This is a genomic window from Silvania sp. (assembly GCF_051656365.1).
Taxonomy (GTDB): Bacteria; Pseudomonadota; Gammaproteobacteria; order Enterobacterales; family Enterobacteriaceae; genus Enterobacter; species Enterobacter hatchlandensis.
This window is the reverse complement of record NZ_JBOGBT010000092.1, coordinates 39,162-56,975: the sequence shown is the minus strand read 5'-3', so window position 1 is coordinate 56,975 and position 17,814 is coordinate 39,162. Positions and strand designations below refer to the sequence as shown.

Below are 17,814 nucleotides of genomic sequence, written 5' to 3'. Positions count from 1 at the left end.
CAAGAACCTCGTGCATCAGCTGGTGAATGCGGAGATGGGCAATGCCGAGACCAAAGACGCATGACGAACGCCAGCAAATCATCAATCGGATGATCGGGCTGGTGAACGATGCAGGGCGTGTGACTACTGGCGACGATGTAGCAAAGTTCGGCCTGCACCGCTCCACCGCTTAGAATTTCCGGCGTTATATGTGAGGCAATGCGTTTTTTAAGCCGAGATCATCACCTGGTAAGCAACAAACAGGCAAATACTAATAATTACGATGGCTGCAATGACATTGAATATTATTTCACCCGTAGTGGCTGGCGGCTTCTTCCCACCATAACCAATACCGCCTCCATGGTTGTCTGGATACGGATTACTCGGTGATGGGTGTCTATATGTCGTGGGGTTGGGAGTGAAATCAAACCTAATCTTGGATCGCTCTTTCTCTTCGCAGTCAGGGCAATGGTAATTGGTAATAGTTCTGAAACATTTTGGGCAGGTAGCCATAGAAACACCTTTTGAAGGGAGTGAAACAACAATAAAACCGTCTACTTCGTATTTTTTAGTTTTTATTTAGTTCCATGTTGTGCTTAGACTTTTGTTTTTGTTGGCCTTCCTTAGACGTAGTTTTTACTTTTACAAAAGTAATGGGGTCTTTCAATCCCCGTTTTTAGTGGGCGATCTACTTGCTATAGGTGTCTGCCATTAGTAGCCTGCGTAACAAACTCATCGCCGCTGCTGGTGGGGGCGCAATGCTGATCGCCTCGCTGTTTTCGGTGGACAGGATGGCTTCGAAGGGCGGAAGTATGAGGTTTATAAAGTCGTTGCCGGAGTGTGGACTGTCTGCGATGGCGGCCCTCTACAGCTCTGTCTTACTTTAAAGTGATTGCCGGGCAGCTATCACCACCCGGCCTGTGGTTACTACTGCAGTTCCTTATCTTTTAGCTGTTCAATGTAAAAGTCGTAACGGTTAAGGAACCACAGCCGGCAGTCTTCATCCATGTTGCCGGTTATTGCATCCGTGCATAGATGTCGGCCTTGCAAGCGCATCCGGGCGAAGCTAGATGCAAGAAAATCTAAATCCCGGGAAGACACAACACCCTTCTCACTAACTAACTGCATACATTCCTCCTCTGCCAGACGAACCAAAAAGAAAAATGCGGCTATTGTAAGTATGGCTCAAAAAAGCGTAGGCGTGAGCATTCCGGCAGCACAAGTAGGTCAGAAATCGTCACCAGACAACTACAGGCTTATAAGCGCATAACAAATCGTGGCATGCGAACTGCTCATTAGCGCGTAGTAAATGACAGGGGCGCAAGTATTAATGCATAAACAATCTTGATACACCCATTGCCTTTCAACTCTATTTTCGGAGTAATAATAGAAGGTTAAAGGTAAGTTGAAAAGTGAATGACATCCCCGTTGGTTAATTCAAATAATGACAGGCGTTTAATTGTTTTAATCTTCATAATGCTTCGATGTGGTAATTATTCATATGGATGTAAATAGATTGGTGTTTTTTAATGGTTGAAGTATTGGTGTTGTCATTGTTGATTATGCGATAATAGTTGTGGTTAATTGCCTTCTTGACACGGGCAGGAAGGTAAGGAATTATCAGGGAGGATGTTCTGCGTATGAAGTGAAGCTGGATGAAACATGCGAATGCGAATTAATGATTTTTTTACTTCTTCTAATTTAAATGTGAAGAGGATGTTTCTTTGTTTGCTGATTGTTCTTCAGGCAGGCATTCTTATTGGTCATCTAATGTATCAGAGATCATACATTGAAAATAATGCTGAGAAAATTCTTCGTAATACATCTTTATTAAAAACGGAATCTTTTGAAACTAGTTTGGATGCCATGCGCTACCAGATGCGAGTTATTGGCAATGCTATTTTATTAAATCACACTGTTACAATTGATGATGCAGATGCATTTTTGATTGAAGAACTTAAACGACCTTGGTTGGATGGTGTAATTGTTTTTAATGAGCATGGGGATTTTGTATCTACGCAGGCGCTCTTTCCTCTTGAAAATGCCCTCGATGCAACCACTCACTCCCTGGCGAGTTTCCGCCAAAGTATTTTATTTAAAAATCTCCGACGCAATGAGACAACCGAGCATTTGTTTTACTGGCAAAGCAAAGGGGCCGATCCAAATTTAACTGGATTCGTGCTTTACCGTGCTGTACGCGACCCTCAAGGACGATATCTTGGAGGGATAGTGGGTATTTTAAACTCTCATTCTTTGGATGAGATGTTTCGAACAATGGAAAGAGAAGGTTTTGAACTTGGCCCTGAAGGAGCAATGGCTGTTTTCGACCGCGACAATGCAGTTCAACTCGCTCGCATGGGGGCCAACACTGTTAAAGAGGCCCCTCACTCCAACCCACAATTAACATACCTGTTAGAGTTTGCTAATGACTCAGCCCTGGTCCATCATTATACATCCCCAGTGGATGGCATCCCCCGGATCGGCGTTTTTATTAATCTGAATGACAGGAAGTGGGTATTGGCCGTTGGATTGTCGGAAAGTGATATTTTTCATGGTTGGTATTTTCAGGCGTTATGGACTGTAATAGCAATAATAGTGATTAGCATAACACAGTGGTTACTACTGCATTATATACATACTAACGCATTGCAAAGGCAGAGGCTTGATAGAGAAGCACGGTATGATTTACTCACTGGGCTGGCAAATCGTCGTTATTTTTTCGAATGGGCCAGAGATACATGCAACATTGCGAAACGACATCGACGTCCCCTATGGCTATTAAGTATGGATCTGGATTTTTTTAAAAAAATCAATGATGTTTATGGCCATGATGGTGGAGATGCAGTTCTGAAAGTTGTCGGTGATATTATACCTGTGATGATTCGTTCGAGTGATCTTGCAGTACGCTTTGGTGGAGAGGAATTCATTGTTGCTATGCCTGATGCAATTCAGGAGTCGGCATGTGAAATTGCAGAGCGAATTCGTACCAGATTTGAAAGCGAGAAAGTGTTATTTAATGGTCAGGCTATAAAATTCACGGTTAGTATTGGCATCACCCAAATGACACAGGCTGAGTTGGATATGGAAAATGGAATGCAGATGACTTTAGCCAGAGCAGATAAAGCGTTATATGATGCGAAACGAAAAGGACGTAATTGTTATATGCTTGCAAATGATTTATAGAAAGCAATGTTCTGTTTGAAGATAATCGCTCATAAACTAATTCTGGCAAAGCAGATAAAATAGCCCCCTACGTGAAGGGTTAGCAGGCGACTCCCCGCGAGCGGTGGCAGAGGTGCGGCTGAAACAGATAACACCCACCCAGATGGCTTATGTTTCAGTTGTGAGTCATTTACGTTTCCCGAGTCTGTGTTTTTTCATTCTGATGTTGCACACGGTATGTTTAACGTTGAGAAACCCGCCCTTAAGCGGGTTTTATCGTTTCAGAGGCTCCGTTATGCGAAAAGTCTAGTAGGCTCAAAGGGAAGTCATGACATTTGCACCTGCTAAACGGAGAACTTATGACAAAAGATAATCGTCCAATTCCTTGGCCCTGGAAAGCCACAACATCTGTTGAAGAGCTGCTGGGAATGCCCTGCCGGATCATCTCTGAAGAAGATAATTTGATGGCTTTTGTGGGGAATGAGTCAGTGCTTATCATCGTTGATGAACAGGCACGAATTGTTGAGATACTCCTGAAGGACCCCAGTACCGCTCAGTAATAGCACCCGCACACATTATAGGGCTCGCTTCGGTGGGCCTTTTCTATTTCAGGCTCCCTGAATTCCCATCATCTGCTTTGTCGTTCAGCAACCGGAGAGCCTGAATCCCTTCATGTACAGCACCCCGGCAATGTCCTGAGGTGAGATATGCATCGTATGGGAAAATTCACTAATACCCCGCAGCACGTGACCAATTTGAGCAGGGGAAAGAGTAATGCATCGATATTCATCCAGATGAATAAGCCATTCCAAAGCTCATCTGCGGGTGGGCTTGATAATGGTTCTATTTGCCCGCTAACTATTTTTAGGAATAAAAGAAAATTCCACTTAAGGCTGTTTGTGATACAACAAAACACGTTATCAACTCATGAGTTAATGTTATGAAAAATATAAAGTTGGTTGTTGGTGGATTGTTGCTTATTGGTAGCGTGTCTGCTTCATTTCCTTTAATGGCTGCAGACACCCAAACCAGCCATGCTATTCAGTTTAAAAAGGGGACCAGTAGCGCGATAGTTAATGGCTCGGTTACGGGTAGAGATGGCGATGATTACACCCTGGTCGCCAGGGAAGGCCAGTTAATGCATGTGGAGATGGTAAGTAAATTCCCTCATCCATATTTTAACGTTATCACACCTTCAGGTAAGAATATCTTCGCAGATACAAGCGGGGAGCCTTTCGAGGCTAAATTACCCGAAAGTGGCCGGTACATTATTCGCCCGTACCAGATGGGGGCTGCGAAAAGTGAAGGGAAGACCAGTCACTTTACGTTGAAAGTCAAAATCACTAATTGATTGAACGTCATCCTCTTAACCGCCCCCGGACCAGTCATTCCAGAGCTCACCTGCGGGTGAGCTTTAGCAAGTCAAACTGATAAAATCCACATCCAGTGATACCCAAAGCGGTGTAATTATGCGTGTTCTTGAGTTGCTTAGTACTTTATCGACGCTTTTATTTGTCATTATCGGGTTTATTATTGCGGGGAATGATCTTGTTATAGGTATTAAATCATCCGCCCCCATAGTCAGTGCGATCGTGAGTTTTATTTTTGTCGCCGCAGGGCTGTTTATGCTGGTGTTAGGAAGAAGTGCCACAAAGCTTGGACAAAGCATAAAACCTGGCCATGAATCCTTTTACGCCAGACACTGCATTGTTTTAAATATTCTCTTTACAATTACCCTGTTCTTCGGAGTAATGATTATTTATGCTGTGATGTCTCGTACAGGACAGGGATTTGCTGTGTTTGGGTAAATTTAAATTCCAGTCGCTTTTGTGCGGTTTTTATTACAAGGCGGATGAAAATCATGCTGTGCCGTTTCAGAAAGGGAATGCAAAGAACCGGGCGAGATGCCCGGTTTTTTCTCCAGGAACCATGCGAAACGAACCAGGGAATTGCGTGAAATATGCCGGGCGCAACGTCAGGCCTTACTCTTGTTCGGTTAATTGCGGCATATGTTCTATTGCAAACGCCAGAACCTTTTCACCATCCAGTGAAGCAAAAGGGTAGCTTTCAATCACCGCGACAGGGTGGTCCGGGCCAATTTCCTTTTTGAGTTCATCAAGCTTGTACTGGATATGGGGGGTGACAAGGAAGCAGTCAAAGGCGGGTGCCACGCTTGCAAAATTATCTACCCCTACGGCGCTGATGATCATCTTATAGCCGTGTTCATTCGCGACGGTTTGCATCTTTTTCGCCAGCGAATTAGCGGTATTACCGAACAGGCAACATATAAGCAGTTTTTTCATGGAGGTATCCTCGTGGAAACTGCGCCTACACTATGCCTGCGAATGACAAGGAAATGAGAGCTTGCTCAATATTCATACGGTGAATTGGTCAAACGACAGATAAGTTGATATTAAGCAACTTCAGGGCACAGGTGTATCGACCAGCTTGAGTCGGTGACCACTAGTAATCATCTTTCAAATCCTGCATAGCAGAAAGCAGCGTAAAACCCATGACGATCACGGCAAGAATGCCAAGGATCAGCAGTGTAATAATCATTCGCTCTCCTTATGGTGTCCTTTACAAAAGAATAGCGTATGAACAGGTTACTCATTGCGCGGCTGTTCTACATTCGGAATTCACCTTAAACCTCATACCTGCCCCACATGTAGACAGGAGCGACTCGTTTAGCTTTCATTTATCCTGAGCGTGCTAGCTTGGTAATGATCCGCAACCAGGTATGGAATGCCCGGTTCGTAGATATCAAAATACAAATCTATCCATGCAAGCATTTACCGCCAGTTTCTGGCGGTTTTTTTTTGCCCCTCCGCAGCATCATGAATTTTTTTCAACACAGATGAATTTTTCTCGTTTGCCGTCGGCGTAGCGCTGTGACATCTTTTTTAGACATTTAGCCATCCAGATGTCTAAAAATTCACATAATGAATTATCACTGTCGGCAATTATCTTCCGGCAGTTAAAGGAGATAAGCATGCAGCGACAACACGCCCCGAACCGCGCCGATGTGGTAGGCAGTTTCTTACGTCCCGACGCCATCAAGCAGGCACGAGTGAAGTTTGCCAGCGGCGAGATCGACGCGCGCCAGCTGCGTGCAGTAGAAGACGAGGCGATTCGCCATGTGGTTGAACAACAGTGCGCCTGCGGTCTGCAGGTGGTGACCGACGGGGAGTTCCGTCGCGCCTGGTGGCACTTTGATTTCTTCGACGGGCTTCAGGGTGTGGAGCGCTACGACGCCAGTCAGGGTATCCAGTTTAACGGGGTCCAGACCAAAGCTCACGGTGTGCGGGTGACCAGCAAGCTCGGGTTCGGCAGCCATCCGATGCTGGATGACTTCCGCTACCTGCAAAGCATCAGCGGCAGTGCCCAGGCGAAGATGACCATTCCGAGCCCGAGCGTGCTGCATTTTCGCGGTGGGCGCAAAGATATCGATGCGACGGTCTATCCTGAGCTGGATACCTACTTCGATGACCTGGCGCAAACCTGGCGCGATGCGATCCACGCGTTCTATGCGGCGGGTTGCCGCAATCTGCAGCTGGACGACACCGTCTGGGCGTACCTGTGCTCAGACGATCAGCGCCGCCAGATCCGCGAGCGTGGCGATGACCCGGACCAGCTGGCGCGCACCTATGCCCAGGTGCTGAATAAGGCGCTGGAAGGCAAGCCGGACGATCTGACGGTCGGGCTGCACGTCTGTCGCGGTAACTTCCGTTCGACGTGGATTTCCGAAGGGGGTTACGAGCCGGTCGCTGAGATCCTGTTTGGCACCGTTAACGTCGATGCGTTCTTCCTGGAATACGACAACGATCGCAGCGGGGATTTCGCGCCGTTACGCTTTGTGCGTCCGGGCAAGCAGCAGGTGGTGCTGGGGCTGATCACCACCAAAAGCGGTGAGCTGGAGAACCCGGAAGGGGTAAAAGCCCGTCTGGAAGAGGCGGCGAAGTACGTGGCTAAAGCGCAGATCTGCCTGAGCCCGCAGTGCGGTTTTGCCTCTACCGAAGAGGGCAACAGCCTGACGGAAGCCCAGCAGTGGGACAAAGTTCGTCTGGTAACGCAAATCGCCAGCGAAGTGTGGTAACAGGCTTGTTTTGCGATATGTTATAATATAACATCCTCGCTCTCTAAAACGGAGTGAGGATCTTATTTTGGCTGGACATATTGGTAAATTTGCAATGACTCTGGGGGCGCTGCTGGTCAGCGCCCAGGCGTTCGCCCATTCCCACGGCCATCAGATGACCGAGGCGGAACAAAAAGCGGCGAACGGCGTGTTCGAAGATAAAGACGTCAAGGATCGTAAGTTGTCCGACTGGGATGGCGTCTGGCAGTCGGTGTATCCGTTTTTACTGAGCGGCGATCTGGATCCGGTATTTAAAAAGAAGGCTGAGAAAGATAAGAGTCAATCTTTTGACGAGGTAAAAGCCTATTACCGCACGGGCTATGCCACGGATGTCGAGACCATCGGCATCGAGAATAACGTCATGGAATTCCATGTCGGTAAAACCGTGAACAGCTGCCAGTATGCCTACAGCGGCTACAAAATCCTGACCTATACCTCCGGCAAGAAGGGCGTCCGCTACCTGTTCGAATGTAAAGACGCCAGCAGCAAAGCGCCGAAATTCGTCCAGTTCAGCGACCACACCATCGGCCCGCGCGCCTCGGCCCATTTCCATATCTTTATGGGCAACACCTCCCACGAGGCGTTGTTAAAAGAGATGGATAACTGGCCGACCTATTACCCTAACGAAATGTATAAAGCGCAGGTCGTTGACGAGATGTTGCATCATTGATAGAGAGCCTGATGCCCCCTCCCGGGGAGAGGGCATCAGGCCGTCTTGCAATGCCGCACGGCGTCAGGCTAATTTTGGCGCCTCACCCCACGCTTTTACGCTCATTCCGCGCAGGATCATCAGCCACGCCACCACGATAGCCACCATCATAATCACAAACAGCGACCAGTGGGGAAGATGGGTCAGGATAAGCCCGGTGATCATCGGGTTAAATGCCGCACCCAGCCAGCCCAGCGCCTGGGCGGAGAAGTAGCTCGCTTTCATCCCCGGCGGGGCGATGTTGTCGATCAGCATATATTCACCCGGGGCATAAATTATCTCACCCACGGTAAACACCGCCGCTGCCAGTCCCCAATACAGAAGATTCTCCCCGGAGAACATGAATCCCGCCAGGCCGAGCACGAAAAACACCGTACCCAGCGTCATCAGCGGGCGAATATTTCGCGCCGACAGTTTTCGACCAATAATGTATTGCAGCGTGACCACCATCGCCGCATTCACCGGCAGCACCACCGCCACCACGTTCTGGGCAAAATCGCTATCGTAATCCGCTGCCAGCACGTACTGAGAAATACAGCTGGCAAACGACCCGCCCACGTAGGAGGCCAGCAGCCCGGAAAGCGTATACCAAAACAAGGCCCGGTCACGCAGCAGCACCGACGGCTGCCACGCCACGGCGACCTGCTCACTCTCGGCTGCGATACCTTTCTGCACATAGCGTTGAATTAACACCAGTGGCAACGCGGCGCAGAAGGCTGCCATCCAGAAAGGGAGCTGCAAACTGTACATCATCAGCAGGGTGCTTAATGGCGGCCCGATGGTCCAGCCAATGTTCAAAAAGCTGTAGTTAAGTGAGAAAATCCGCGCTTTTTCCGCCGGATTCAGCACATCGGCAAACCAGGCTTTAAGTACCGTCGAGAAAACCGAGTAGGCGCAGTTGATTAGGGAGAAGGCAAGCACCACCAGCACAACATTATCCACCAGCGGGATCGCCAGAAAGCCCAGCGCAACCGCCGTAATGGCGATCAGCATATAGCGATTTTTATCGAACTTATCGGCCAGAATGCCAAAGCCCAGGCTGAAAATGACCCCGATAGTCAGGGCAATTGTCAGGGCATAACCAATATTCGCCACGCTCATGTTGTAGACGCGCGTCAGGTAGATGGTCATAAATGGCAGCGTGGCGCCGCGCCCGATGGTGAGTAATAACGACGACGCCAACAGCGCGGAGGTTGATCGCCTGATTGATAAGTTCATTTTCCTGCCCGACATTACGAGAATTTTTTGTTATGTCTTATCAGGATTATCACGCCATAAGCGGCTTGTATAGCACCTAATTTATCCGTAAGTGCTTCCACTGGCTGCCAGAATTAATGATCTGTTCCTGAGCGTTTTTTTTCGTTACCTTGAACAGTCTTTACAAAAACTGAATAAACAGGGGCAGGGTATGACGCGCAAAGACGGGCTACTGGCGTTGCTGGTAGTGGTGGTATGGGGGCTGAATTTTGTGGTGATTAAAATCGGACTGCACAATATGCCCCCGCTGATGCTGGCAGGTTTACGCTTTCTGCTGGTGGCCTTCCCGGCGCTGTTTTTTGTTGCCCGTCCGAAAATTCCGTTTCGTCTGCTGCTGGGCTACGGCCTGACCATCAGCTTTGGCCAGTTTGCCTTTTTGTTTAGCGCCATTAACTTTGGCATGCCTGCCGGTCTGGCTTCGCTGGTGCTGCAGGCGCAGGCCTTTTTCACCATCATCCTGGGCGCGGTGGTGTTTGGCGAACGCCTGCAGGGTAAACAATTGGTGGGGATTACGCTTGCGGTATTTGGCGTGCTGGTGCTGGTGCAGGCCAGCCTCAACGGGCAGCACGTTGCGCTGCTGGGCTTTATGCTGACCCTGGCGGCGGCGTTCAGCTGGGCGTGCGGCAACATTTTCAACAAAAAAATCATGCAGTTGGAATCGCGTCCGCCGGTGATGTCGCTGGTGGTGTGGAGCGCGCTGATCCCGATTGTGCCGTTTATGGCCGCCTCGTGGCTGCTGGATGGCCCATCGGTGATGTGGCAAAGCCTGGTCGCCATCGATCTGACCACCATTCTTTCACTTGTCTACCTGGCGTTTGTCGCGACCATTGTTGGCTACGGCATCTGGGGCTCGCTGCTGGGGCGCTACGAAACCTGGCGGGTGGCGCCGCTGTCGCTGCTGGTGCCGGTGGTGGGTATCGCCAGTGCGGCGCTGCTGCTTGGTGAAACGCTGGGCGCGCTACAGTTGTTTGGTGCGCTGCTGGTGATGGCCGGGCTGTACATTAATGTCTTTGGTTTGCGACTGCGTCGGTCGACACGGGCGAGAAGCTAAAAAAAGCCCCGCACAGGCGGGGCAATACAAACTAAGCGCCCTGGTTGTAATAGGGCACGCCTAATTCGTCGGATTTGTCGCTGCCTGCGCCCATATGATTAAAATCATGAGGCGACTGGCCGTTGGCCGTTGGCAGGAACGTCGCGTCGTGGCTGGTCTGCTGCGTCGCGTTCAGGGTTTGCTCCGCAAAACTCGGGCCGGAGAACAGCACCAGAGCGGTGAGGGCGGCGGAGGCGAACAGTTTCATAATTTCCTCGATACGTCTTAATACAGGCGTTTAGCAGTTACAGTGGTTGATAGGGAGTAGATAACGAGATTCACCGCGCATATTGGTGATGCGATATTTATGCGGTGGAACGTCGAAATAGTTCTTGAACGTGCGGGTCAGGGTCTGTTGCGATTCAAACCCGTAACGCTCAGCCAGATACAGGATCGGCTCGTTGCTTTCCTTCAACTTCTGTGCGATTTCAGTCAATTTACGGCTGCGGATGTACTGACCTAATGAATGACCGGTCTCTTTTTTAAACATCCGTTGCAGGTGCCATTTTGAGTAACCTGAACGCTCGGACACTTTCTCAAGTGACAGCGGCGATTCCAGGTTATCTTCGATCCAGCCCAAAATGCTATGAATAGTGATGGCGTCAGTATTGCGTCTGGACATCGTCATACCTCTTTCTGTTTACGGCAGGATTTTCTTAAGCAAATGCTCAAGCGTTGCCACTTCATCCGCCGCTAAGTTTTTTGTTAGTTCCTGGTGCAGCTTTTGCCCGACTAATTGATGACATTGTTCACATACGGCTGCGCCGTCGCGGGTTAACTGCACCAGCACGCCGCGCTTGTCATTCGGATTAGGGCGTCGTTCAATCCATCCCTTACAGACCAGACGATCCATCATGCGCGTCAGCGCACCCAGGTCGACAGATAAGATTTTCTTTAGCTCACCCGGCGTGATGCACCCTTCGCAGCGCACGGAACACAGCACTTTGAACTGGGTTGCGGTGATATCCAGCGGTGACAGATAGTCATTGAGCAGGCGATCTTTTTTCTGGTTAACCATATAGATCAGGCGCCCCAGCGGAATAATATCGTTGAAGAGGTCACTGGCGCTTGTCACAATGGTTGCCCTGGCAAGTAGTTTAGTTGCGGCAGATATTATTGCTCAGGCAACTATAAGTCAACTGAATGCATAAGCTTATGACACGTTTTGCTAAAACGATTCAGACACATTTTTTGCCGTCTTTAACTATTCATTCATAACCAGGAATAATTGATTTCGGTGCGCAAATATTACTTACGATGTACGCGTGGTCGGGCCGGCCATTTTCACCGTATACTTGCCGGGTTAAATGTTGATAAAGGACGATGACGTAACATGGTGGATTTATTTAAAGCAATTGGCCTTGGACTGGTGGTGTTACTGCCGCTGGCTAACCCGTTAACGACGGTGGCACTCTTTCTGGGCCTTGCCGGTGATATGAACCGGGAGGAGCGTAACCAGCAGTCTTTAATGGCTTCTGTTTACGTTTTTGCGATCATGATGGTGGCCTATTACGCCGGACAGCTGGTGATGAATACCTTCGGGATCTCCATTCCCGGTCTGCGTATCGCCGGGGGGCTGATCGTGGCCTTTATCGGTTTCAGGATGCTGTTCCCGGCGCCTAAGGCGCATGAACCTGCGGATAAAAACGCACTTGAGGATCAGCAGGACAAACAGTCGCCGAATATCGCGTTTGTGCCGCTGGCGATGCCGAGCACGGCAGGGCCGGGGACGATAGCGATGATCATCAGCTCCGCCTCCACGGTGCGCACCGGTTCTACTTTCCCGGACTGGGTCGTGATGGTGGCTCCGCCGCTCATTTTCGCCCTTATCGGCCTGATCCTGTGGGGATGTCTGCGCAGTTCTGGCGCGATTATGCGCTGGGTGGGTAAAGACGGTATCGAAGCTATCTCCCGTCTGATGGGCTTCCTGCTGGTCTGTATGGGCGTGCAGTTTATCATTAACGGCGTGCTGGAAATTATCCAGACCTACCCGTAATCGCGGTGCCGGGTGGCGCACGACCACCCGGCCACAGCGCTAACCGTTTTGCGGCTGTTCTTCCAGCGTGACAGGCCATTTGCGGAAGATAAGCACCGACCAGATCAAGGCCGCCAGCGCCGGGATCGCCCCCAGATAACCAATCGACGCCATCGACAGATGCAGGCTTATCTGATTCCCCAGCAGCGCACCTGCGCCAATCCCCAGATTAAATATCCCGGAAAACAGCGACATGGCTACATCGGTTGCATCAGGCGCCAGCGCCAGCACTTTCACCTGCATGCCGAGGCCGATAATCATGATCGCCACACCCCAGACGATGCTCAGGATGGCCAGGTTGGTCTCGCTGCCCGACGCAGGCAGCAGCAACAGCAGGCACGCCAGCAGCAGACCGATGGCGCTGCTCACCAGCAATGAGGCGTGGCGGTTGCCCAGTTTACCAAACAGCACGCTGCCGATAATACCCGCGCCGCCCAGTAGCAACAGCAGAACGGTAGCGAATGAGGCGCTAAAACCGGCGATAGTCTGCACAAACGGCTCGATGTAGCTGTAGGCGGTGTAGTGCGCCGTGACCACGACGACCGTCAGCAGATACAGGCTAATCAGCGCCGGACGGCGGAACAGTACCGGCAGGCTTTTTAGCGATCCGGAGTGTTCACTCGGTAATTTTGGCAGGAGTTTGATCAGGCACAGCAGGGTGATCAGCGCTCCAAGGCCGATGATGAAAAAGGTGGTCCGCCAGCCGAAATACTGGCCGACAATACGACCCAGCGGCAGCCCGAGCACCATCGCCAGCGCGGTCCCGGTGGCCAGCAGGCTCAGCGCCTGGGCGCGTTTCCCGGCCGGGGCCAGGCGGATCGCCAGTGAGGCGGTAATCGACCAGAAGATGGCGTGCGCAAAGGCAATCCCGATCCGGCTTATCACCAGTACCGTGAAGTTCCACGCCAGAAATGACAGCACGTGGCTGGCAATAAACAGCACAAACAGCCCGATCAGCAGCTTGCGGCGCTCAACCTGGCTGGTAAGCAGCATAAACGGCAGCGACAGCAAGGCCACCACCCAGGCGTAGATGGTCAGCATGATCCCCACCTGCGCGGTTTCCATCTGGAAGCTGGCCGCAATGTCGGAGAGCAGGCCAACGGGAACAAATTCAGTGGTATTGAAGATAAACGCCGCAATCGCGAGCGTCACCACCCGTAGCCACGCGACCCGGCGGGAAACGGTATTGGTTGTCATAAAAATGTCCGGGAATCGTTACATAAATGAGGTGAGGGCGATCTTAAAACCATCCCTGCTGAAAATACAATCATTTTGTGATGCAGATCTCAATTCAATGCTGAAGTAAAGGCTGGTGAAAGGCGTTATTTTCCATGAATATAGAATGCAACATTAGGTTAACAGTGGGTAAGGCGATGCAGGAAAGTGAGTTTTATCTGGTGGACGCATTCAGCGACGGCGCATTTGGCGGCAACCCGGCGGCGGTGTGCCCGCTGACGGAATGGTTGCCGGACGAGACGCTGTTAAAGATGACGCAGCAGCACAACCAGTCGGAGACCGCCTTTTTTGTTTGCCACAAAGGGGGCATTGAGCTGCGCTGGTTTACCACCCACGGTGAAGTTAACCTCTGCGGCCACGCGACTCTGGCTACCGCCTGGGTGCTGTTTAACGAACTGGATTACCCCGATGCCCGGATCCATTTTGATACGGCATCCGGCAGACTGATGGTCACCCGCGACGGGGAGTGGTTAACGCTTGATTTTCCTGCCTGCCCCACCGAGGCGCAGACCCCGCCCGCAGAGATGCTGAGCGCGCTGGGGATCGAGCACTATGTGGAGGCCCGGAAAGGGCGCGCCTGGATGCTGGTGCTGGAAAATCGCCAGCAGGTCGAGGCGGTGACGCCAAATATCAACGCCATGACACCGGGGGAACATAAGGTGTCGATCACCGCGCGCGCAGACGGCGAGTACGATTTTGTCAGCCGCTTTTTCTCACCCGGCGTGGCGCTGTGGGAAGATCCGGTCACCGGCTCTGCGCATACCATGCTCATTCCTTACTGGAGTGAAAAGCTGGGAAAAACGTCGCTTTTCGCCCGGCAGGTTTCGCGCCGGGGTGGCGATATTCGTTGTGAACTTAAGGGCGACCGGGTATTGATGAGTGGCAAAGCCTCGCTGTATATGAAAGGTCATCTGTTTTTGCGCTAAAAAAGGTTAACACAATGAAAGAAATTGCATTTTATCTTGTCGATGCGTTCAGCGATCGCGCGTTTGGTGGTAACCCGGCAGCCGTTTGTCCCCTGGAAGACTGGCTGCCGGACGATACCCTGTTAAAAATGGCACAGCAGCATAACCAGTCCGAAACCGCTTTTTTCGTGCGGACCGACGCGGGCTTCGAGCTGCGCTGGTTTACTACCCAGCACGAAATCAACCTTTGCGGTCACGCTACGCTTGCCAGTGCGCACGTGATTTTTGAGTATCTCGACTATCCGCAGACCGAGATTGTCTTCTCCACCCGTTTTGTCGGCGACCTGACGGTCACCCGCAAAGGCGACTGGCTGACGCTTAACTTCCCGGCCTGGGGCTGCGAGGCGGTCGATAACCCGCCTGAGCTATTGTTCAGCACCCTGGGCATCAGCGAGGCGAAAGAGGTGCGGGCAGGGCGCGATTACATGGTGGTGCTGGAAAACCAGCAGCAGGTTGAGGCCCTGACGCCGGACATCGACGGGATGATGCCGCTGGGTAAGATGGTTTGCGTGACCGCCCCGGGAGATAACGATGATTTCGTCAGCCGCTTTTTCTGTCCGGGTGAAGGAGTAGCGGAAGATCCGGTTACCGGCTCCGCCCACAGCATGCTGATCCCGTACTGGAGCGAAAAGCTGGGTAAAACCCGGCTGCAGGCGCGGCAGATCTCCGCCCGCGGCGGAGATCTGCGCTGTGAGCTGAAGGGCGATCGGGTACTGATAGGTGGCCAGGCTGCGCTGTATCTGAAAGGCACCGTGTTCCTGCGCAGGTAAAAGCAAAACAACAACCCAAGGTTGTTGTTTTTAATGTTTGCCCCCTCACCCCAACCCTCTCCCTGATGGAGAGGGGGCCGACCGTGCCAATTTTTTTGTGGGGATCCCTCAACCCTGTGGGAGAGGGTTGGGGTTGGGGCAACACACAACACCGCACGGCTCACCCCAACGACGCCCCGCCGCACAGCACAAGCTCCTGCCCGGTGATCGGCGCGGCCTCTGCACCCAGCAGGTAGTTGACCATCGCTGCCACCTCCTCAGGGGCGATTAGCCTCCCCATCGGCGGCACTTTCGGCGGCGAGGTTTCCCGACCAGGGGCACTCAGCATCGGGGTTTGCGTTGCGCCCGGCGCCACCACGTTGGCGGTGATCCCGCGCGGAGCCAGTTCGGCGGCCCAACTGCGCACCATCCCCACCAGCGCCGCTTTGGTCGCCACATACTGCGAACGCCCTGCAGCCCCGCGTGAGGTACGGCTCCCGATGGCAACCAGCCGGCCACCGGCGCTCATCCGTGGCGCAAAAAGGTTAAACAGCAGCTCGGCGGCATGAATGTGTAGCCCCCACAGGCGGGCGCTGACGGTCGGATCCAGCTCGCCGAGCGGGGCGGCGGCCATCATTCCGGCGGCGTGCACAATCGCCTGCGGCACCGGGAGGTTGGCGAGCGCTGCAGTCAACGTGACACTGTCACTCAAATCTACGCGCAGGCTGCTAAAGTTCGGGTGGGCGCAGTCCACGCCGCGGCGGCTTAAGCCCGTTACCTGCCAGCCTTCGGCGAGCAGGCGGTTGACGATAGCTTCGCCGATCCCCGAGCTGGCACCGGTCACAATTGCATGGCGCATATCACTCCTCCAGCAGGGTGCGCGGTACCTTAAACACTGCCTTGCGCACCGTCATCGGTTCATTAACCGCGCACAGCGCCTGATGCGGCTCGCCAGGAAGGAACACGGCAAAATCCCCGTAGCCCAGGCTGATGCTCACCGGATGCACCGCATCAGGCGCAATGTAGAGATCGGGTTTCCGCTCCTCATCGCTCACCTGTGCCAGCGACTGCATCCCCGCACGGATCGTCTCCACACCCGACAGCACCACCTGAATATCAGCCCACTGGTGATGATATTCCGTATGGCGCTGCGCCAGTGGCTGAGTTTGCGCCGGGCCGATATGGCAGAACCACGGGCAGCCTTGCGGCTGCCAGCGTCCGTCATCCCGTGCGGTCAGCGCCGCCAGAGAACAGTCGGCGCGATCGAGGATCTGACGTAGCGCCGGGGGTAACCCTGCCAGCGACAGGGCGTTAAGATGACCGATAATCACCGTTGCGCCTCCTTCACCCACTCTGGCGACACGCGCACGTACTTGATTGCCTGACGGAAGTACGTATAGGCGATATGCAGCGACCCGTCGGGACCCTGTTTGATGCTCGGGTAGGAGAACTCGCGGTTGAGTTTTTCCAGCGAATTGTTGGTCATGCAGTAGCCGTCGCCCTCGTCAAGATTGCGCTGCCATTGCCAGCTTTTGCCGCCATCGGCGGAGATCGCCACCGTCATCGGCGCGCGGGGCGCGCCCCAGAATGCAGCTCGCCCGTTGCCTGGCTCGGGCTCTTTGCGACCATCCCCGTCGTCGATCTCGTCATACAGCGAGGCGCGGCGCTCCAGTGCTCCCGCTGCACTCATGTGGTTAAACACCAGCGCCAGTTCACCGCTGACGAGCGTGGTCACCTGAATCGACGAGTTGTTGTTGGGCAGTATCGTCGGCTCCGGTACTGACCAGCTTTCGCCGTTGTCCAGCGACTGGCTGATATAGATATTGTCCGCCCAGCGGCTGCGATACAGCGCCACCAGCTGGCCGTTATTCAGCGCAGTGATGTTCATGTGCACGCAGCCCAGGCTCTCCGGCACCTCGACGTCGCGCCAGCTTTTACCCTGATCTTCAGAGATTTTGACTGCGCTGATGTCGTCATTGCCCACCCATTTTTCACCCGGCTGGGTGCGGCAATAGAACACCGGCAGCAGCCAGTTACCGTTATCCAGCACCACGATCGGCTGGCGAATAAAGGTACCGGGTTTATCCAGCAGGGTGGCGATCTCGCCCCAGGTTTTCCCCAGATCCGCAGACTTACGGTAGCGCACGATAGCAGTATCCTGGTTGCCGGAGAGCTGGGCGGTCCACAGCAGCCACAGCACGTTATCCGGGGCGAGGAACAGCACCGGGTTCTGCTCAGAGCGGCTGGCGTCGTCCGACAGCTTAACCGCTTCACTCCACTGGTGGCTGCCAGGGGCCAGGCGTGAGCCCCATACAGAGATATCGGCAATCCCTTCCTGAGTGCCGCCAAACCAGACGCACATCAGGGCGCCATCCGGCAGCGGGAGCAGGTTCGCAGCGTGATTCTGCGGACAGGAGGAGGGCAGCATCGCCGTTTCCACGCGGGCATCCTGCGGCTGCGGGCGAACAATCCCGTCACGGGCTACGGTTACAGACAT

At 52.7% G+C, this 17,814-nt stretch carries 21 protein-coding genes; 11 read left to right on the top strand and 10 right to left on the bottom strand.

Annotation, left to right across the window (positions count from 1 at the left end):
* The first annotated feature begins 41 nt into the window (after nucleotides 1-41).
* Entirely contained in the window at nucleotides 42-173 is a 132-nt protein-coding gene (locus ACRDD5_RS17530; RefSeq protein WP_438677509.1) for a DUF977 family protein, read from the top strand.
* A 733-nt stretch (nucleotides 174-906) separates the two neighbouring features.
* Here ACRDD5_RS17530 and ACRDD5_RS17525 read toward each other — a convergent pair.
* A complete protein-coding gene (locus ACRDD5_RS17525) occupies nucleotides 907-1,107 on the bottom strand; it encodes a glycogen synthesis protein GlgS (protein ID WP_271283595.1) in 201 nt (66 codons plus the stop codon).
* A 534-nt stretch (nucleotides 1,108-1,641) separates the two neighbouring features.
* On the opposite strand from ACRDD5_RS17525, the gene ACRDD5_RS17520 reads away from it, so the two are divergent.
* From ACRDD5_RS17520 to ACRDD5_RS17505, 4 genes are all read left to right on the top strand, one after another.
* Entirely contained in the window at nucleotides 1,642-3,162 is a 1,521-nt protein-coding gene (locus tag ACRDD5_RS17520; RefSeq protein WP_438677508.1) for a sensor domain-containing diguanylate cyclase, read from the top strand.
* Between the two features lie 338 nt (nucleotides 3,163-3,500).
* On the top strand, nucleotides 3,501-3,701 hold the full coding sequence (locus tag ACRDD5_RS17515; protein ID WP_438677507.1) for a hypothetical protein: 201 nt from the start codon (nucleotides 3,501-3,503) through the stop codon (nucleotides 3,699-3,701).
* Nucleotides 3,702-4,081: 380 nt separating this feature from the next.
* Nucleotides 4,082-4,492: a DNA breaking-rejoining protein gene (locus ACRDD5_RS17510; protein ID WP_438677506.1), complete on the top strand. Its 411-nt coding sequence runs from the start codon at nucleotides 4,082-4,084 to the stop codon at nucleotides 4,490-4,492.
* 118 nt (nucleotides 4,493-4,610) lie between these two features.
* Nucleotides 4,611-4,949, top strand: a complete 339-nt coding sequence (locus ACRDD5_RS17505; protein ID WP_438677505.1) for a hypothetical protein — start codon at nucleotides 4,611-4,613, stop codon at nucleotides 4,947-4,949.
* Between the two features lie 174 nt (nucleotides 4,950-5,123).
* On the opposite strand, the gene ACRDD5_RS17500 is transcribed toward ACRDD5_RS17505, so the two are convergent.
* Nucleotides 5,124-5,444 (bottom strand): PTS sugar transporter subunit IIB, encoded by a 321-nt coding sequence (locus ACRDD5_RS17500; protein WP_438677504.1) that lies wholly within the window; start codon nucleotides 5,442-5,444, stop codon nucleotides 5,124-5,126.
* 689 nt (nucleotides 5,445-6,133) lie between these two features.
* On the opposite strand from ACRDD5_RS17500, the gene ACRDD5_RS17495 reads away from it, so the two are divergent.
* The gene (locus tag ACRDD5_RS17495) at nucleotides 6,134-7,237 is read left to right on the top strand and encodes a cobalamin-independent methionine synthase II family protein (RefSeq protein ID WP_438677503.1); all 1,104 of its coding nucleotides are present in this window, start codon (nucleotides 6,134-6,136) and stop codon (nucleotides 7,235-7,237) included.
* Between the two features lie 67 nt (nucleotides 7,238-7,304).
* A complete protein-coding gene (gene zinT, locus ACRDD5_RS17490) occupies nucleotides 7,305-7,946 on the top strand; it encodes a metal-binding protein ZinT (RefSeq protein WP_438677502.1) in 642 nt (213 codons plus the stop codon).
* 63 nt (nucleotides 7,947-8,009) lie between these two features.
* Here zinT and ydeE read toward each other — a convergent pair whose 3' ends face one another.
* The gene (gene ydeE, locus ACRDD5_RS17485) at nucleotides 8,010-9,203 is read right to left on the bottom strand and encodes an efflux MFS transporter YdeE (RefSeq protein WP_438677501.1); all 1,194 of its coding nucleotides are present in this window, start codon (nucleotides 9,201-9,203) and stop codon (nucleotides 8,010-8,012) included.
* 190 nt (nucleotides 9,204-9,393) lie between these two features.
* Here ydeE and eamA point away from each other — a divergent pair, with 190 nt between their 5' ends.
* Nucleotides 9,394-10,293 (top strand): O-acetylserine/cysteine exporter, encoded by a 900-nt coding sequence (gene eamA / locus ACRDD5_RS17480; RefSeq protein ID WP_438677500.1) that lies wholly within the window; start codon nucleotides 9,394-9,396, stop codon nucleotides 10,291-10,293.
* A 31-nt stretch (nucleotides 10,294-10,324) separates the two neighbouring features.
* Here the strand turns inward: eamA and marB are convergent, their stop codons facing one another.
* The 3 genes from marB to marR are packed head-to-tail and all read right to left on the bottom strand — an operon-like array spanning nucleotide 10,325 to nucleotide 11,407.
* Entirely contained in the window at nucleotides 10,325-10,540 is a 216-nt protein-coding gene (gene marB / locus ACRDD5_RS17475) for a multiple antibiotic resistance protein MarB (RefSeq protein WP_438677499.1), read from the bottom strand.
* Between the two features lie 30 nt (nucleotides 10,541-10,570).
* The gene (gene marA, locus ACRDD5_RS17470) at nucleotides 10,571-10,954 is read right to left on the bottom strand and encodes an MDR efflux pump AcrAB transcriptional activator MarA (protein WP_072250842.1); all 384 of its coding nucleotides are present in this window, start codon (nucleotides 10,952-10,954) and stop codon (nucleotides 10,571-10,573) included.
* A gap of 18 nt (nucleotides 10,955-10,972) precedes the next feature.
* Nucleotides 10,973-11,407 (bottom strand): multiple antibiotic resistance transcriptional regulator MarR, encoded by a 435-nt coding sequence (marR, locus tag ACRDD5_RS17465; RefSeq protein WP_271283588.1) that lies wholly within the window; start codon nucleotides 11,405-11,407, stop codon nucleotides 10,973-10,975.
* A gap of 258 nt (nucleotides 11,408-11,665) precedes the next feature.
* Between marR and ACRDD5_RS17460 the strand changes: the two genes are divergently transcribed.
* A complete protein-coding gene (locus ACRDD5_RS17460) occupies nucleotides 11,666-12,328 on the top strand; it encodes a MarC family NAAT transporter (RefSeq protein ID WP_438677498.1) in 663 nt (220 codons plus the stop codon).
* A gap of 39 nt (nucleotides 12,329-12,367) precedes the next feature.
* Here ACRDD5_RS17460 and ACRDD5_RS17455 read toward each other — a convergent pair whose 3' ends face one another.
* Nucleotides 12,368-13,564 carry a sugar transporter gene (locus ACRDD5_RS17455; RefSeq protein ID WP_438677497.1) on the bottom strand — a complete coding sequence of 399 codons (1,197 nt, stop codon included), beginning with the start codon at nucleotides 13,562-13,564 and terminating at the stop codon, nucleotides 12,368-12,370.
* A 176-nt stretch (nucleotides 13,565-13,740) separates the two neighbouring features.
* On the opposite strand from ACRDD5_RS17455, the gene ACRDD5_RS17450 reads away from it, so the two are divergent.
* Nucleotides 13,741-14,529, top strand: a complete 789-nt coding sequence (locus ACRDD5_RS17450) for a PhzF family phenazine biosynthesis protein (protein WP_438677496.1) — start codon at nucleotides 13,741-13,743, stop codon at nucleotides 14,527-14,529.
* Nucleotides 14,530-14,543: 14 nt separating this feature from the next.
* A complete protein-coding gene (locus tag ACRDD5_RS17445) occupies nucleotides 14,544-15,338 on the top strand; it encodes a PhzF family phenazine biosynthesis protein (RefSeq protein WP_438677495.1) in 795 nt (264 codons plus the stop codon).
* A gap of 160 nt (nucleotides 15,339-15,498) precedes the next feature.
* Here the strand turns inward: ACRDD5_RS17445 and ACRDD5_RS17440 are convergent, their stop codons facing one another.
* The 3 genes from ACRDD5_RS17440 to ACRDD5_RS17430 are packed head-to-tail and all read right to left on the bottom strand — an operon-like array spanning nucleotide 15,499 to nucleotide 17,814.
* Nucleotides 15,499-16,176: an SDR family NAD(P)-dependent oxidoreductase gene (locus tag ACRDD5_RS17440; protein WP_438677494.1), complete on the bottom strand. Its 678-nt coding sequence runs from the start codon at nucleotides 16,174-16,176 to the stop codon at nucleotides 15,499-15,501.
* A gap of 1 nt (nucleotide 16,177) precedes the next feature.
* Nucleotides 16,178-16,648: a YhcH/YjgK/YiaL family protein gene (locus tag ACRDD5_RS17435; protein ID WP_438677493.1), complete on the bottom strand. Its 471-nt coding sequence runs from the start codon at nucleotides 16,646-16,648 to the stop codon at nucleotides 16,178-16,180.
* A complete protein-coding gene (locus ACRDD5_RS17430; protein WP_438677492.1) occupies nucleotides 16,645-17,814 on the bottom strand; it encodes a sialidase family protein in 1,170 nt (389 codons plus the stop codon). Before ACRDD5_RS17430 ends, ACRDD5_RS17435 begins: the two co-directional genes overlap by 4 nt.

Coding starts and splice junctions, on each gene's coding strand:
- ACRDD5_RS17520 (WP_438677508.1), top strand. CDS start 1,642: ATGCGAATGCGAATTAATGATTTTTTTACTTCTTCTAATTTAAATGTG.
- ACRDD5_RS17445 (WP_438677495.1), top strand. CDS start 14,544: ATGAAAGAAATTGCATTTTATCTTGTCGATGCGTTCAGCGATCGCGCG.
- marB (WP_438677499.1), bottom strand. CDS start 10,540: ATGAAACTGTTCGCCTCCGCCGCCCTCACCGCTCTGGTGCTGTTCTCC.
- ACRDD5_RS17455 (WP_438677497.1), bottom strand. CDS start 13,564: ATGACAACCAATACCGTTTCCCGCCGGGTCGCGTGGCTACGGGTGGTG.
- ACRDD5_RS17500 (WP_438677504.1), bottom strand. CDS start 5,444: ATGAAAAAACTGCTTATATGTTGCCTGTTCGGTAATACCGCTAATTCG.
- ACRDD5_RS17440 (WP_438677494.1), bottom strand. CDS start 16,176: ATGCGCCATGCAATTGTGACCGGTGCCAGCTCGGGGATCGGCGAAGCT.
- ACRDD5_RS17430 (WP_438677492.1), bottom strand. CDS start 17,814: ATGTCTGTAACCGTAGCCCGTGACGGGATTGTTCGCCCGCAGCCGCAG.
- ACRDD5_RS17505 (WP_438677505.1), top strand. CDS start 4,611: ATGCGTGTTCTTGAGTTGCTTAGTACTTTATCGACGCTTTTATTTGTC.
- marA (WP_072250842.1), bottom strand. CDS start 10,954: ATGTCCAGACGCAATACTGACGCCATCACTATTCATAGCATTTTGGGC.
- ACRDD5_RS17530 (WP_438677509.1), top strand. CDS start 42: ATGCCGAGACCAAAGACGCATGACGAACGCCAGCAAATCATCAATCGG.
- ACRDD5_RS17510 (WP_438677506.1), top strand. CDS start 4,082: ATGAAAAATATAAAGTTGGTTGTTGGTGGATTGTTGCTTATTGGTAGC.
- ACRDD5_RS17460 (WP_438677498.1), top strand. CDS start 11,666: ATGGTGGATTTATTTAAAGCAATTGGCCTTGGACTGGTGGTGTTACTG.
- eamA (WP_438677500.1), top strand. CDS start 9,394: ATGACGCGCAAAGACGGGCTACTGGCGTTGCTGGTAGTGGTGGTATGG.
- ACRDD5_RS17495 (WP_438677503.1), top strand. CDS start 6,134: ATGCAGCGACAACACGCCCCGAACCGCGCCGATGTGGTAGGCAGTTTC.
- ACRDD5_RS17525 (WP_271283595.1), bottom strand. CDS start 1,107: ATGCAGTTAGTTAGTGAGAAGGGTGTTGTGTCTTCCCGGGATTTAGAT.
- ydeE (WP_438677501.1), bottom strand. CDS start 9,203: ATGAACTTATCAATCAGGCGATCAACCTCCGCGCTGTTGGCGTCGTCG.
- ACRDD5_RS17515 (WP_438677507.1), top strand. CDS start 3,501: ATGACAAAAGATAATCGTCCAATTCCTTGGCCCTGGAAAGCCACAACA.
- ACRDD5_RS17450 (WP_438677496.1), top strand. CDS start 13,741: ATGCAGGAAAGTGAGTTTTATCTGGTGGACGCATTCAGCGACGGCGCA.